The sequence below is a fragment of the Acinetobacter beijerinckii CIP 110307 genome (assembly GCF_000369005.1).
Classification (GTDB): domain Bacteria; phylum Pseudomonadota; class Gammaproteobacteria; order Pseudomonadales; family Moraxellaceae; genus Acinetobacter; species Acinetobacter beijerinckii.
Genome location: NZ_KB849765.1, coordinates 1512157 through 1528445, shown reverse-complemented (window position 1 = coordinate 1528445; position 16289 = coordinate 1512157). Strand labels below are relative to the sequence as shown.

Annotated in this window: 10 protein-coding genes; 3 read left to right on the top strand and 7 right to left on the bottom strand. The window is 37.4% G+C overall.

From position 1 onward, the window contains the following. Positions 1-3: 3 nt before the first annotated feature. The 4 genes from F933_RS12755 to F933_RS12740 all read right to left on the bottom strand — a co-directional run bounded on the left by F933_RS12755 (position 4) and on the right by F933_RS12740 (position 7886). Positions 4-1482 (bottom strand): hypothetical protein, encoded by a 1479-nt coding sequence (locus F933_RS12755; RefSeq protein ID WP_005061734.1) that lies wholly within the window; start codon positions 1480-1482, stop codon positions 4-6. Next, on the bottom strand, positions 1479-4541 hold the full coding sequence (locus F933_RS12750) for a type VI secretion system Vgr family protein (RefSeq protein WP_005061732.1): 3063 nt from the start codon (positions 4539-4541) through the stop codon (positions 1479-1481). The genes F933_RS12755 and F933_RS12750 overlap by 4 nt, the downstream gene beginning before the upstream one ends. 588 nt (positions 4542-5129) lie before the next feature. Further along, entirely contained in the window at positions 5130-5939 is an 810-nt protein-coding gene (locus tag F933_RS12745) for a metal-dependent hydrolase (protein WP_005061727.1), read from the bottom strand. 534 nt (positions 5940-6473) lie between these two features. Beyond that, positions 6474-7886, bottom strand: coding sequence for a glutamine synthetase family protein (locus F933_RS12740; protein WP_005061725.1), 1413 nt, complete (start codon positions 7884-7886; stop codon positions 6474-6476). Between the two features lie 500 nt (positions 7887-8386). On the opposite strand from F933_RS12740, the gene F933_RS12735 reads away from it, so the two are divergent. Together F933_RS12735 and F933_RS12730 are read left to right on the top strand one after the other, a co-directional pair. Then, positions 8387-9265: a homocysteine S-methyltransferase family protein gene (locus tag F933_RS12735; RefSeq protein WP_005061724.1), complete on the top strand. Its 879-nt coding sequence runs from the start codon at positions 8387-8389 to the stop codon at positions 9263-9265. Positions 9266-9274: 9 nt separating this feature from the next. After that, complete coding sequence (locus tag F933_RS12730) at positions 9275-10600, top strand: basic amino acid/polyamine antiporter (protein ID WP_005061722.1); 1326 nt, start codon at positions 9275-9277, stop codon at positions 10598-10600. A 127-nt stretch (positions 10601-10727) separates the two neighbouring features. Here the strand turns inward: F933_RS12730 and F933_RS12725 are convergent, their stop codons facing one another. The 3 genes from F933_RS12725 to F933_RS12715 all read right to left on the bottom strand — a co-directional run bounded on the left by F933_RS12725 (position 10728) and on the right by F933_RS12715 (position 14077). Continuing rightward, positions 10728-11288: a phosphatase PAP2 family protein gene (locus tag F933_RS12725; protein ID WP_005061720.1), complete on the bottom strand. Its 561-nt coding sequence runs from the start codon at positions 11286-11288 to the stop codon at positions 10728-10730. A 195-nt stretch (positions 11289-11483) separates the two neighbouring features. Then, a complete protein-coding gene (locus F933_RS12720) occupies positions 11484-12593 on the bottom strand; it encodes a porin (protein ID WP_005061718.1) in 1110 nt (369 codons plus the stop codon). 146 nt (positions 12594-12739) lie between these two features. Further along, entirely contained in the window at positions 12740-14077 is a 1338-nt protein-coding gene (locus tag F933_RS12715) for a CitMHS family transporter (RefSeq protein WP_005055786.1), read from the bottom strand. A 759-nt stretch (positions 14078-14836) separates the two neighbouring features. Here F933_RS12715 and F933_RS12710 point away from each other — a divergent pair. After that, positions 14837-16249, top strand: a complete 1413-nt coding sequence (locus F933_RS12710; protein ID WP_378236431.1) for a coniferyl aldehyde dehydrogenase — start codon at positions 14837-14839, stop codon at positions 16247-16249. Positions 16250-16289: the final 40 nt, after the last annotated feature.

Genomic DNA, 16289 nt, shown 5'->3' with positions numbered 1-16289 from the left:
TTCTTACTCCGGCAACATATCATTTGGTAAAACAAATTCCAATTTAATACCATGTGCTGTCACTGTACGTGTACACTTCGGTTTATCAAGTCCTTTACATTTTTGATGATGATCAAACTTGTCTCCAGTAATAGTTACTAAACTGCGATCATAAGGACAACGGACAGCCATTGTTTGTCTTTTACCATTTTTAAATACTCTTTCTGTTGATGGCTTAAAATCTACTCGTCTCCACGCTTCAATAGCTTCAATTAAACTATCATGTGCAGGAATAATTCTTGCTGATTCGATTTTACTAGAAACCCAGAGATGTGACATTTGCACGCCATCTCCCACAGTCCTACCCACGGAACGCTTTACTTTATCGTCTTCGTCTGAAGCCATATAAACATCTAAGCCCATTCTCAAAGCCATCATTGCAGCTTTTGGGGTCATCAATGATCTGTGACTTAAAGCATTGGTCGCCTTACTGTCGGTTACTCGGTATTTATGCCCTAATCTTGCACTATGCCATACATGATCAATCCCGTTGTGACCTTTATCATGATATTCATAAAGTACACCATTAAAATTGATTTTAGTTCGACTTTTCATGCGCTTAACATAGTAGTAATCCGTTATATGTTCACCACCAGAACCTAACTCTTGATTTGAGCGTCGTCTTCTCTTTCTTTGCTTTCTTTTGGTTGAATTATTTTGTGTACCAGCATTCGCGGTATTTCCACCGGTATTTTTAGGTACGCTACCATTTGGCGGTGTGTGAGGCGCAGGTTGTTTATTCGGTTGTCTAGGGGTCTTTGCCGCTGGTGTTGAGGGTGCTCTCGTCGTCACAACTGGAGCTCGTGCTGTAGTATTAGGATAAGGTGTTCCTAACGCTTTTTGATGTGCAGCCTGTAATTCTTTCATTACCATATCAATTTTTTGATTGGCAACTTTTTTCATTTGCTTCAACTGAGTAACCAAGGTTTTTAGTCTAGCTTGCCCTAATACAGCTCTAGTTAACCAGCTATCAAAAACATCAGTTAAACCATCAATAATCTTATTACAAGTCGTTTGCAGCTCTTTGGTATAAGTATTCCAGTTTACGTTTCTAAACCACTTATCAACATTCCCTCGCATGGTTTTACTTGGAATCGCATCTAAAATAGCCCCCATCGCTTTACCTGAGCGTAATTGCTTAAAGACAATTTTTAACCCATCTCCAGCTACAGGAATAAATGCCACAAGATTAAAAACCAAATCAAACCAGTTATCTTTCTCTTCTGGTTTTTCAGCTATCTTCACTACAGAAACAATGACATTCCCAACGTCTACCCCTTGACCAACAAAAGGGATACAACCAATCACAACAGCAACAATAATCTGTGTCGGGCTTGATCCACTACCATCAAGCACCCCTTTAATCCATTGAGCTGCCGACTCCTCACCTTTCTGAGTGACTCTCATTGTTTGAGATGTTGTTCTTGCTACAGCTGTATTCATTGTTTATCTCCTAGCCCTAACCCAGAAGTTGAATCCTCGCTGCTCAATAGAATTTCTTCTGCATCATCCTCCAGTACATCCTCTGCATTATTTTCTGATGCAATTAAATGTTCTTCATAATCACTAATATGATCATCATATTCGATATTATTTCCTTTGATCATCTCTTCAATTTCATCAGGAAAATATTCATCTAATAAAGTAGCTAATTCCTGTTGGTTATATTGTTCAATGAGTTGTTCTGCTTCTGCGACACTCATAACTTTCCTATCTTTAAAAGGATTAGCTACTTTCTCTTTATCAGGCTTTGCTTCTACGAGACTAAATCCATAATAAACTTTGGATTGTGTTTTATCTCCAGGAATAGATACCTTAGCATAGCCATTTGCATCAAGAATTCCTTCCTGAGAAGTACCATCTGAAAATATTAATTTATAAGGTGCTTGGATTACAGGCTTTAAATCATCGTAGACATACTTTAACTCAAGTTCTTTAGGTAATAGATTTAGAACAGGTAACGCTGGCAAATTAGGTGAAATACTTGCCCCACCCATAAACAAATGCTGCCCCGCTTTCACCTCAAACTTGCCACCTGTGCTTGAAAAAATACCTGAACCATTGAGCTTGATCTGTGAACCACCCGCAGTAATCACAATCTCTTTTGGACTACTAATCTCAATGCTGTCTTCGGTCGAAATAATCTGAATGCCTTGCTTAGCAAGCAAATCCATGCCATCCGACTGCGCATGGGCTTCAAACTTACCTTTGGCAGCCACCTGCTTGATCCCATTCTGCGCAGCAAACAGGCTGATTCGATTTTGCGCATGCGTAACTAGATTCTTTTGCGTACTTAGATTGATACTTTCCCCTGCAATCTGATTAATTTGCCCATCTGCCGATAAATGAATGTCTTCATTGGTACTTAAACCTATGCCCGCAGGTGAATTTAGTAATAATAATGATTTTTTGAATTGAGCTATTTTTGCTTCAATCTGTTCTGCAAATTCTTTTAACTGCTCAATCGACTCAATCTCATCGGTCTGCTGATTCTTCGCCACTTCACTCAGGGCTTTGGCATTGTTTTGGTTGCCTTGCAGTTGTTGCTTGGCGGATTGGGCATCAAGGTGATCACCCTGTGCTTGTTCTTGGGAGTGGGTGCTGAGCAATAAACCTTGTCCTGCACGTACTGCTCCCCATTGGTCTGTCCGCAGTTCAAAGCCTTCTCCACGGTCTTCGCTTTCAGCCTTGTCTTTGGGATGACTCAGTTTACCCAAGTTCAGCTGACTGGCTGCATGGCTACTTTGTAGTTGTGCACTGATTTGACCAGTGGTGTCATCAAAGCGTAGTTGGTTAAAACCTTCGCCTTGATATTCTTTGGACTTGATCCCTGCCAGTTTCTTGGTATCAGGTAGCTTACCTGAGTTATCGAACTTGGTCGGGCTGCGGTGTGCTTCATGAATCCGTCCTGTGACAAATGGACGATCAATATTTCCATCAAAGAAATCGATCACTACGATTTCATCGATACGCGGTAAAAAGCGTGCACCATAGCCTTCTCCTGCCCATGGAGTCAGTACATCCACCCACGCTGAATCGGTGTCGTTATTATTCGCGCCTGCACCGCCATCGTGGCTATGGTCTTCATTTCTTGTGAATAGGAATCTTACTTTTATCCTACCCCATTCATCGACATGAATTTCCTCACCACTTGGCCCAACCACTTTGGCACGTTGTGGTGAAGCTGCTGGACGGTGTTGTAATGGGTAATATTCGGGTACGGTTTTGATATTGCGACGTTGTAGTGTCAACTGGTTGGCTTGGCGTTCTTCGGTGTTATTTGGTTGGGTTGGCTGCCAATTGCTTTGCGCTAATAGTTGATTAATCTGTTGGTTCAAGTCTTTCGGTAAGTTGTTTTGGTTATAAAATTGCTTGCCTGTAATGAGGAACTCTTTGTCTGCTCCATCGTGTTGATCTATTTCAGGGTGTTCTATCAATTCAAACCAGTAACCGACATGGGTATCTCGAACGGTGGTCTGGGCTATAAATTGTTTGGATTGTAAGTCGTAGTATTGGCTGAGGTTCTGATTGATTTTTTCAATTTGAGCATTGCCTGATTGAGTTGATCCATCTTCACCATTCAAGTCTTGCATCCATGCGGGTGAGAAGTGCCATGCTTGTTCTAGTCCTAGACTGGCATTGTTATGTTGCTCACTGTGTAGATGGGTACTTTGGACGCTGCCTGCGCCTTCTTCTTGTTCTAAGGCATCGGCTTGCCAGCGTTGTACATGTACACTACTGGGTTGTAGTGAACGCTGCCCGACCAAACTGGTCATGCTGTCGTATTGTTCTGTAGCACTGCTGCGGTGGTAGCGAATCTGTCTTCGTTCGAGTGCTTGGTATTGGCTATTGTCATCGATGAGTCGAAGTTTTTGTGCTTGGATAGCAGCGCTGCTGAGTGCAACAATTCGCTCGGCTTCATCGATTAGCCAATTGATACCTTCACTGCGCATTAATCGGGTTAGGAAGTCATAGTCACTTTCATTGGCTTGCATGATGAATGGGCGGACATCGTAGTCTTGGCTGAGGCCACTTAAATCTAAAGTTAGGCTTGAAGCAAACAGTGGGCTTTTTTGTTGCCACTCTTTGAAGATGATTTCCACTACATCAGGCACACTTTTATTCATAAATACGCGGCTGTTACGGCGTTGTTTCCATAGTGTGGTGGGGTCTTCGAGGGTCAGTTTATATAGTGTTAAGCTGCCGTCCGATTGTCCTTGTAGGGCTTGGATGATGATGCCTGTGACACGAGTCAACTGACCTTGATCGGTCACTGTATCTATCGCAACCTGACTACCAATGAATTGTTTTAAGGGAATGGTGGCATTGGTGGATAGGCAGATCAGTTCTGCTTTAAAGCCTTCATTGAGGTGATGTTGGCCATCGATACGTTGCAAAAAGATTTGTGTATTTAATTTTTGATTGGAAAACTGGATATGAATGGCACGTTTTTGTGCGGTAAGACCTAAACTCTCTAAAGCTTGAAATATATTATTGAACATCTTTTTTGAATATTGGCTTAAATTTCGCGCATTTTATAAACAGTAGACTACATTGTCTATATTCTTAATGTAATAGATTTATAACTAAACTTCACTTTCAAAGAAAAAAACTAGTCATGGTTTAAGTTTGTACGACATCATTTATTATCTGAAACATGAATATTGTGTAACAAACAGTAGTCAACAAAACATTGTTGAATTATTTATGAAATAAAGCTATTTGATCTATCACTAAAGCATTAGTGATTGGCTAATTATATAAATCGTAGTTTCATTTTTTCATCGTAAATAATTCAAAAAAATATATAAAAATGATTCCAGCTGAACGCACCATTTTGTGGTTTTATGTAATCCTTTTTAAATGTTCAAAAATCAATTTAATAAAGATTTTGGGGACTATAGTCAATAAGCGCTAAACAGCACAAAGTTATTTCAACGATTTATAAATAGTTTACCTCTTCTCAAATGCTAAATATTTTAAAAATAATGAGAGCAAATATTCCCTCTTTAATCACCAAATCTCTCTTAGCTCCAACCTACTGATTGACTCATTCAACATGATTAAGTTTTTAAATATCAATCAGTAAATTACCTAACTAATAATGCTTTAGCTTTAATTAATAGATCCTGTTGATCAATCTCAGATGGATGAAAACTTGCTTTATAAAATGCTAAATAGTCAGGCAACAAACGCCACATCATTTGTGTGAGCCCTAAAAGGGTCTGCGTATTTTTTAAAACTTGCTTAGGGGAATATAAGGTATTCTTTCGATCTTGCCAGACCAGATGGCTGGTCATCACTATGGTACTACTAATAAATCCCACTGTAATTGTACGCATACTTCTACGACGTTGAGCTAAATTAGCAAAAACCTGCTGATAGACATCAAATGCTACATGCTTATGTTCGATTTCCTCAACAGCATGCCAAAGCCAAAGATTCTTCATGTTTTCAGATAAACCTTTAAACATGATATTGGGATACTCAAGCATATAGCCTGCCATCATCGCCGTAAAATGTTCGAGTGCAACCGTTGCTGCCAATTGGCGACGCTGACTCAATGTTCTTAAGCGGATCATTTCCTGCTCATAAGCCTTTTCAAAATTTTTTAGATGATAATCATTGCTTTGTACCAGTTGATTAAACTGCTCATGTGCTCGCGCATGATGCGCCTCTTGCCCAATAAAACCTGAGATATCTTTTTGTAGTTGTTCATCATGGATTTGATTACGCACATTTCGGACGGTTTCTACAAAAAAACGTTCACCCTGAGGAAAACTCATGGACAATGCAGTGAGAAAATGTGACATCAAAGTGGATTCAGTATAATGAGCTTTAATTTTCTCAGGCTTGAATTGTGTTTGACGCACAGTAATTGTATTTACATCATTTAGCATCACGGCTTTCCTCACCTATAGAAATAGCAGGCAATCAATAACAGATTCTAAAAATTCTTATCCTTACCCAAGCCAGCTAATAAGAAATTATATGAATTGGCTTACAGTTACTAATAAGTTCCAAATTGGAACTAGTAATTAAATTATCGTCTAGCATATATGCTGTCAATATGTTTTTAAGTTGATGGGCTTATTTGTCCTATAAAGACTTTTTATGTCCTTAACGGAGTTCATACCTCAAACAAAAAACACCTAAAATATTCATTTATATCACGTTGATGTTGAATAAAATATTGTCCCTCTCGGCATGAGATGGGCTGATTGGCATAAGTAATATCTATCTTTAAAACTCACACTTAGAAAGCTAATGTACGTTTCAAGCTATAACACTGAGTGAGACTAATACTATTCATCTAATATATCAGTACAAATTATTTTTAATTCATAGTGAAACAGGACTTCAATTTATATAATTCTGTTCAAATTGAAGCCTTTAATCATCTGCTATATCGCAGTATTACCAATAGTTATGGTTCAAATATCCCAACTTTTTTCAACATCCGTAATTTGACTAAAAATATGCTGATACTCAGCCTGTTTTACCGTGCACCATAACTCTACAAAATCAGAATTTAAATACTGTTTCATCCAATGATTGTTTTTAAAGCGCTTTAGGGCATCTATTTGTTCTGTGGGAAGAAAGTTATGCTCAGTTTGAAGCTTGGGTTGATTCACAGATTTTGGTATGGCTGATATATGAGTTAAGCCATGTAAACTCCCCATTAGAATCATCGCTAATGCCAAATAAGGATTACAGTCTGCTCCCGCAACACGATATTCAATTCTCTGATTTTCTGGATCAGCACACGGAATACGGACAGCAACATTTCGATTGTTCCAGCCCCAATTAGCTTCTAAGGGTACATGATGCCCTAATTTAAAACGGCGATATGAATTGAGATTGGGTGCCAAAATTGCCATCGAATCTGGCATAAAATATATCAAACCACTGATAACACTTAATAAGGGTTTAGTAAAATCACCCGCAGAACAACTAAAAATATTTTGCTTATTTGAGTCAAGTAGACTCATATGAAAGTGCATACCATTCCCAGCCTTGTGCAGGTCAGGTTTCGCTAAAAAATTTGCTCTAAACCCATGCTTGTTTGCAATTTGTTTAATATTACGCTTTAACATCATGATTTGATCGCACAAGCTCAAAATATTATCACTATGCTGTATGTTGATCTCATACTGTTCTGACGATGACTCAGATACAATGCCTGTGATTTGTATACCTTGTCGTTTTGAAATGGTTTCAATTTCATCCAATAAAGCTTGAATAGCTTCATCTGGATTTAAGTCGAAACATTGTTTGGATAATGCAGATTTTTGGGATTCTTGAGATAAGGGTTGTAAGTAAAATTCAAGCTCGGCTGCAACACATGGGAAATAATCTAAGGCATGTAGCTGATGCAGCAGTTTCTTTAAAATATTGCGTGGTTCATATCGACATTCTTGCAAGTGCTCCTCTTTCATAGTCAAGAGTAGTTGCGCATTGATCTGTGGTTCAATCGGATTTGGACATAATGACCCCAACACGGGCAAACATAAATAATCTGGTTCACCTACAAACTTACCTATCCCCGTTTCCTCAATCACCCGACCATCCAAACTCATCGCATAAATAGACAGCGGCAAATAACAGCCTTTAGCTAAATTTCTGAGACAACTGATATCAATTCTTTTACCTCGCAGATGCCCATTAAGATCATAAAGAAAAATATCAATATGTTTAGTATCGGGATAACACTCTAAATATCGTTCTACTTCTTTGATAAATAAATGATTTTGATCCGTTTTTTCTTGCGGTGTTTGAGTAATGAATGGATGAATATTTTTATTCATTCTGATAGCAGAGTTTATCTCAGTTAGCGCAGCACTCATGGCTGTAGACCTAAGTTATTTCGATCTATTTAGCGTAGTGAATACAGTAATAATTGTAACGTAAAGACTATGTAAATTATTTTATCTATCCAGTAAAAAATTTATAAATTTGCCCCGATGAAATCTCATTCAAAATCGACATTTCTATGCATTAAAATATTTGCTTTGCCTTGATTCTTCTCCTCTCCGAACTTATGTCTTTAAGTATTTAACGCATAAAAATAATCTGTAAAAATTATATTTAAATAATTCAATCACATCAAACAGATCCTCTTTTCATTGAAACAGCGCGCATAGAAATATAAAACTATGAATAGATTGCATTTATTTTTAAAGATCGAAACATATTCATTTTCTACTACTAAAAATACAAAATATTCATAAGAAAAAATGATTTTAATTATATGAAAAACCAAGCAATAGGATTCTGTTTTTACTCACTTAATAATTGAATATTCAAGTATAATTAATACACTTGTATATTATTTCGATGTTAAATTATGAAAATATTAGATGGCGGCTTTGGACGAGAACTTGCTCGTCGTGGTGCTCCTTTTCGTCAACCTGAATGGTCGGCTTTAGCCCTAACCGAAGCGCCAGAAATTGTAAAAGAGGTACATTTAGACTTTATCCATGCTGGCGCTGATGTAATCACCACCAATAATTATGCTGTTGTACCGTTTCATATTGGCGAAGAACGTTTCGAAAATGAGGTAAAACAGCTGGTTCAAATTGCTGTAGATCAAGCCAAACAAGCGGTGATTGAAAGTGATAAAAATGTGTTAATTGCGGGGTGTCTCCCACCACTTTTTGGTTCTTATCGAGCTGATCTTTTTCAAAAAGATAAAGCAGAAAAACTAGCTCATCCCATTATAGAAACTCTTTCACCTCATGTTGATTTCTGGCTTGCTGAAACACAGTCTTGTATTGCAGAAGTTGAAGCAGTGCATGCTTTATTACCAAAAGATAATCGTGAATTTTGGGTATCTTTTACCTTACAAGATGAAATCCAAAATCAACAGCCTTTGCTACGTTCAGGTGAAACGATTGAGCAAGTGATTGAGTTACTTAGCCGTATCAAAGCCGATGCTGTTCTTTTCAACTGCTGCCAACCTGAGGTTATTCTGCAAGCGATTAAAGCAATCAAAACAGCACTGCCAGAAAGCATTCAAGTGGGTGCATATGCCAACGCTTTTCCACCTCAGAACAGCGAAGCAACGGCTAATGATGGCTTAGATGAAATTAGAGCCGATTTAAATCCAGATTTATATCTCAACTTTGCCAAGCAATGGGAACAAGCGGGTGCAACACTGATCGGCGGTTGTTGTGGCATAGGTCCAGAACATATTTCAGCTCTTTCCAACTTCTTTAAAAAGTAATCTCATCTTATGTCTACAGCAAAAATCGGCTTACTTTCCTTAACTGCACTTGTTTTTAGTTCAATGGTTGGCTCTGGCGTGTTTAGCCTTCCACAAAATATGGCTTTTGTCGCGAATGGACAAGCCTTGTTAATAGCTTGGCTTATAACAGGCGTAGGCATTTTATTTCTTGCTTTTGCGCTTCTGTATTTAACACGTCAGCGTCCAGATTTAGACGGTGGAATTTATAATTATGCACGTGAAGGCTTTGGCGATTTAATTGGGTTTTGTTCTGCATGGGGATACTGGCTCTGCACAACCATTGGTATTGTTGGCTACGTGGTAATTGCATTTTCTAGTGTAGGCATGTTTACCGATAGTCCAAATCAAATCTATTTTGGCGAAGGCAATACTCTCTATGCATTGATCGGTTCATCTATTTTTGTTTGGTTGATTCATTGGTTAGTAAGTCGAGGCATAAAAGAAGCTGCGCTGGTCAATTTAATTGCTACGATCGCAAAAATTGTTCCCATTGTTATCTTCATCATTTTTACTTTGATTGCTTTTAAACTTGATCTGTTCAAGAGCAATTTTCTTGATTTTTCTTTACAAACGACAACTTGGGAACAAGTCAGAAACCTGATGTTAATTACCCTTTGGGTATTTACAGGTATTGAAGGCGCTGTCGTACTGTCATCAAGAGCCAAGAAAAGAAATGATATCGGCAAAGCAACAGTCTTAGGTGTGTTACTCGCGCTTAGCTTCTACGTTTTAGTCACTGTGCTCTCTTATGGTGTGGCAAGTCGTGCTGAAATTGCAGGTATGCATAATCCATCTATGGCAGCGATCTTAGAGCAACTGATTGGCTTACCTGGCATGATTATCATCACTGTAGGGTTGATCATTTCTGTCAGTTCTTCTTATTTGAGTTGGACGCTGTATGCGACGGAAATCCCCTTTCTTGCTGCTAAACATAATGCGTTCCCCAAAATATTTTTAAAGATTAATCAAAATAATGTGCCTATTTCTTCGTTATGGCTTACATCAATTGTGGTGCAAATTTCTTTAATCGCAGTCTGCTTTTTTGATAAAAACTATACACAATTACTATTAATTTCATCGGTGATGATTTTAGTACCTTATTTTTTAGTATCAGCATTTTATTTCAAAGAATCATTGAAGAATAAGCGCACTAAGCACATCAGCATTGCAACCATTGCTGTCATTTATTCGGCTTGGCTCATTTATGCTGCAGGTATTTCGCTGCTTTTGCTTTCTGCTGTTTTATATGTCGTGGGGTTATGCATTTATTTTTATAGCCGATATAGCAGTAAGAAGTTGGTACTCAAGCAATGATAATCTTATAGAAAAGAGCACCCGATACAAAATATAACTCTGATTTTGTTTAATCTTAGAATCCATTTCATATTCAGTCTACATGAACAAAAAACGGAGCATTGCTCCGTTTTTTTTACTTCAAAATTTAATCCATCACTTGTAATGGTTTGATTCGTCTAATTCTTATCGCTAACTCTTTCAGCAGGTAACGAGTAGACAGCACTAAAATAAATCCAATAAGAAAAGAACCAACCACATCAAATGGGAAATGTACACCGACATAAACTCTTGATAAACCGACTATTAAGCTTGTAGAGAGTCCAATGTAACCAATCCATTTAAAACCAGCAAAAAGATACGTAAAACCAATGACCACCATAGTTAAAGTATGCTGACTAGGAAAGGATGAACTTAAACCGTGACCAATTAACTTATGCCCTAAATCTAACTGAAATGGACGCGGATGATGATAAAAAAACTCAATCAGATCACTTAAAACTAACGATACTAAGACGATGAACAATGTTTTCGTAAAGATTTGGTGATATGTTTTCCATTGCACAACCAATAGAAAAACCAGAAAACTTATAAAAAATGTATTTAAATCATCCGCTAAAAAAATGGCTATTTGATCAATAATTGGATACTTAGTAGCAAGTGAGTTAATTACATGAAATAAATGAATATTTGTATCTTCCAAGATCATATTATTTCTTTCCATATATTGAGATCGATCAGCAATAGCGTTGCCTTAATATAAAGTTAGAAAATGAAAAAATGATGAATTTTTAATTTAATTTTCACCTTTTTAAATCTATTTGACTAGAAAATGTATGGCAAACTAGATGCTACCTTGTGAATGTAAATATTCATCACACTCACAAGGCTCAAAATCGAAGGATTAAAACTTAAATTCTAAACCCGTACCGACCACAGGTTGCTTGTCTTCTGCTGTAGACTGTTCAAAAGTAGAATAGCCAGCATAACCATAGGCTTTAACTTGTTTATTGAATGCATAATCAGCACCAACTAAAAATTGCTTGGCATCAAAGTCAGCATCATTGGTTTTAAAACTGGTTGAATTTTGGCTATATTGAGCTTTAACGGTCCATTTAGATTGCTGCGGAAGTTTATATTCTGCCCCGATCAGCCAACCTTGAGCATCATCAATATTTGCTGCCGCTTGATCATTCCCTAGCTTGTTTTCTACCTTTGAGTTTTGATAAAGCGTTTTCAAAATCAAGCCTTCTAACGGATTCAAACGTCCAATCAATCTAAGTGTGTTTGCGGCAGCAAAAACTTCATCAACTTGTGTTTGGGTATCTGAACTATTCAGTAAACCGTGTCCTAAAAAGTCACTTGGAATTGCTTTATCATAGCCTACACCCACTAAAAACATAGGATGGGTATAACTCAAAGAAGCAGACCACGCATCACCTAAACCACGACCAGCAGCATTGACACCACCGCGCCCATCATCTTGTATTCCGTGACTCTCGCCCGTTGCAAGCAATACACTTGCTTCAAGATTACCTCCTTTTAGAGCAATTTCAGGAGAATCATAAACCACGACATTATTGACGCGATTTTCACCAGTCATGATGCCCGTAATATCGGCTTTATTACTAATATAATTATTAAAACTATCTACTGGGCTAGATAAATCTTTAAGCGGAGTATTGTGTTTACCAACTTTAACGGTACCAAAGCGATCATCTTTTAAACCGAGGAAACGGTTTCTTTGAGACCAATCATTTTTGTCTCCATCAGCATAAAATGCCCATTCTGCTAAATAGACTGCGCTTAGATTTTCAGTTAATTTTTCCTCACCTTTAATCCCAAGAAATGAACTATTACTGTTAATTTTCCAGACATCGCGATTAGATGAATTGGCATTGTTTTCTGGTAAATAATCTAAGCTGGCATCGATTTCACCGTAAAATTTTGGCGCTGCCCATGTAGAACCCGTTACAAGCATTAAAATTGTTGCTAATGCAATATTCGTCTTCATATTAGTCGTCCTAACCGTCTTTAAAAAAAGAGCAAAAAAATTCTACTTTGCTATTTTTCGAGCAAAATAATTCAATAAAAAAGGGATTTGATGTATACAAATGCTTCTATATTTCACTCAATATAGAAGCATCGTCATGATTTGATTTACATATTATAAAATGGGAACACGCCAAAGATTAAAGCACTGCCCATAAGTACGCAGCAGGTAATAAACGCCCACTTCAAGGTAAATTTTTGATGGTCGCCCATTTCAACAGCGGCCAAACCACACAATAAATAGGTTGATGGAACTAACGGAGACAATAAGTGAATCGGTTGTCCAATAATCGATGCACGAGCAATTTCAACAGGTGAGATTCCATAATGAGAGGCAGCTTCGGCAAGGATCGGTAACACACCAAAATAGAAAGCATCATTCGACATGAAGAATGTTAACGGCATACTCAGGATGCCTGTGATCGGTGCCAAATAAGGACCTAAACTTGGCGGAATCACAGCTACAAAACCTTTAGACATGGCTTCAACCATACCTGTACCAGATAAAATCCCTGTAAAGACACCTGCTGCAAAAATAACACCAACCACTGCTAAAACACTGTCAGCATGCATCGCAATACGTTTTTTCTGCATATTTACACATGGATAGTTCACGACTAATGCGATACAGAATCCAAGCATAAATAAAATCGACATTGGTAAAAAGCCTTTTACCAAACATGCCATCAATACAATTGTTAAAATACCATTGAACCAACGTAAGTGAGGGCGTTGCGCTTCAGGATCTTTAGAAATCGAAATATCATCTGCATGACTAATATCAACCAGTTCAATCACACCTAAGCGTTTACGTTCATACATGCCATATAAATATGCCAAGAAGAATAACCAAGCAGCTGCAATTACCATAGAAGGGATCATTGGAATGAAGACTTCACTGGCATCGACTTGAAGCGCGCTGGCAGCTCGTGCAGTTGGTCCACCCCACGGTGTGAGGTTCATAACACCACTACACAACAACATCAAACAGGTCATGATGAGCGGATTCATACCTACACGCTTATACAGCGGCATCATTGCAGCCACACAAATCATGTATGTTGTTGAGCCATCACCATCTAGAGATACAAGTAAGGTCAGGAATACTGTTCCCATTGTAATTTTTAATGGATCGCCTTTTACTTTTTTTAAAATCCATCTTACCGAAGGGTCAAACAATCCTGTATCGATCATGAGAGCAAAATACAAAATTGCAAAAAGCAGCATTACGCCTGTAGGAGCAAGTTTTTTAATACCATCTAGCATGGTATTGCCAAGTTCAGCTAATTGAATATGACTCAAACTTTCAAAATAAAAACCTAATCCCCAAGCAATAATTGCAAATATAAACGGGATTAAAATTAATGCAACTAATGCACTAAGACGTTTCGTCATAATCAAGTACATAAAGCACATGATCATGCTAATACCTAAAAAAGTAAGCATTTTAAGCAATCCTTAGCATATAAATATTGTGAATGGTTAATTCCTAACCCAGCGGTGATTCTATGCGATTTGAAAATAAACACTGCATTTAATTTAATTATAATAATTCACACATTCATTCACATGAAAAATACAGCAAAATCAACAATACAAACAATAACAATATAAGCATTTGATAATATTTATTTTAATTGAAATATTTACTTTTTAGTTTGACCAAAAAACAATCAAATAAAATGTAAAAATACCATATATTTATAATATCAATGCTATATTACAGTGCAATTTTAATCAAATTAGATGGTATTTCATCCACCTAAACAGTTAAACTAATATCATTAATCTGCAAAACCACTACATTATATTTAACTAAAAATTATATTGATTCTTACTCGCAAGAAAACACTCATTAAAATATAAAAAATTAATTAACTATTAAAAGAAAAAATAAGCTTATGAATAAATATTTAAATAGAACAATAAAAGGTTAAAATAAAGACTCAATTAAAACCAAATTAATGTAATTTAAAATATTATTTTCAAAATCACACAAAATTTAATGCTTTCGATCTTTTTTGTTGTTTGTCTAGTTCAGAGATTCGCGAATAGTGCATAATTGGCTTAGATGAAACCTGATTTGTAAATCGAAATTAATCTTTTCCTTAGATCAACATAAAAATCAATTTAACGAAAATCATGGAAGGAAGAACAATGAACTCCCCACATTTCAATGAAGATAACCTGCCTGAAAACAATCATATGTTTTCAGTATTTAACCAACAAAATGCTGCTTTTCAAGCCACCCCCTATCCTGATTTAGATAGTCGTAGAAGCAAATTATTTAAACTAAAAAAGCAAATTATTCGTTACCAAGACGTGATCGCAAATGCGATCAATACAGATTTCAGTTCCAGATCTCTAGATGAATCTAAACTACTTGATTTGTTAGGTTCTGTTTTGGAAGCAGAACATGCGATTCGTCATTTACGTAAATGGATGCGTCCAAGTAAAAGAAGTACCGAATTACTGTTTCTGTCAAATCGTCTCCATGTCCAATATCAGCCTAAAGGTGTGGTTGGTGTCGTTGTCCCTTGGAACTTTCCTGTCTATTTGGCTTTAGGTCCGTTGGTTGCAGCTCTCGCAGCGGGTAATCGGGTGATGATTAAACTACCTGAAATTACACCTGCAACCAATGCCGTTCTGAAACGCATGCTGGCAGAAGTTTTTACTGAACATGAAGTTGCAGTGTTTGGCGAAGAAATTACCGATCCTTCGCTATTCACGACCCTACCTTTCAATCATATTGTCTTTACAGGCTCTCCTGCAATTGGTCGAGTCGTGATGCGCGCAGCAGCAGAAAACCTAACACCTGTAACACTCGAATTAGGTGGTAAATCCCCTGCATTGATCAGTCGCCACTATCCTTTAGCCGATGCAGCAAAACGTGTTTTGCATGGCAAAGCGACAAACTGTGGTCAGATTTGTGTCTCACCTGACTATGCACTTGTGCCACGAGATAAAGTCGATCAATTTGTAGAGGAATGCAAAGCTAATTTTTCATCGATGTATGGAAATAGCATCCGTGATAATCCAAATTACACCTCTATTGTTAATGATCGTCATTTCAAACGTCTTTTAGAAATTCTTGATGATGCAAAAGCCAAAGGCGCTCAAATTATTGCATGCGCCGAATACGACCGCGACCAAGATGCTCGTCGTATGCCTGTGCATATTGTGCTGAATTGCACAGCAGACATGCGTATTTTAAAAGAGGAATTGTTTGGACCTGTGTTACCCGTTGTTGCTTACGATGCTTTAGATGACGCGATTGCATATATTAAAGCGGGCGAAAGACCACTGGCTTTATACTGCTTTACCCATGATTCTAATGAACGTGACTACGTTCTAAAACAGACTCATTCAGGTGGTGTCACGATGAATGATTGGGGGTGGCATGTCGTGAATCATGATGCGCCTTTTGGCGGTATCGGCAATTCAGGTATGGGAACATATCATGGCATAGAAGGGTTTCGTGAACTTTCACATGCAAAAACAGTGTTTGCTCGTCATCGCTTTTTCCCAACGCAATTATTCTATCCACCCTATGGAACTTGGGTACAAAAACTTGCTTTGCATTTCTTTTTGAAAAAAGGCGATCCAAATTTAAAATAAATATCTATTACCCAAAAGAGAGTTAAAACTGTCTTTTATT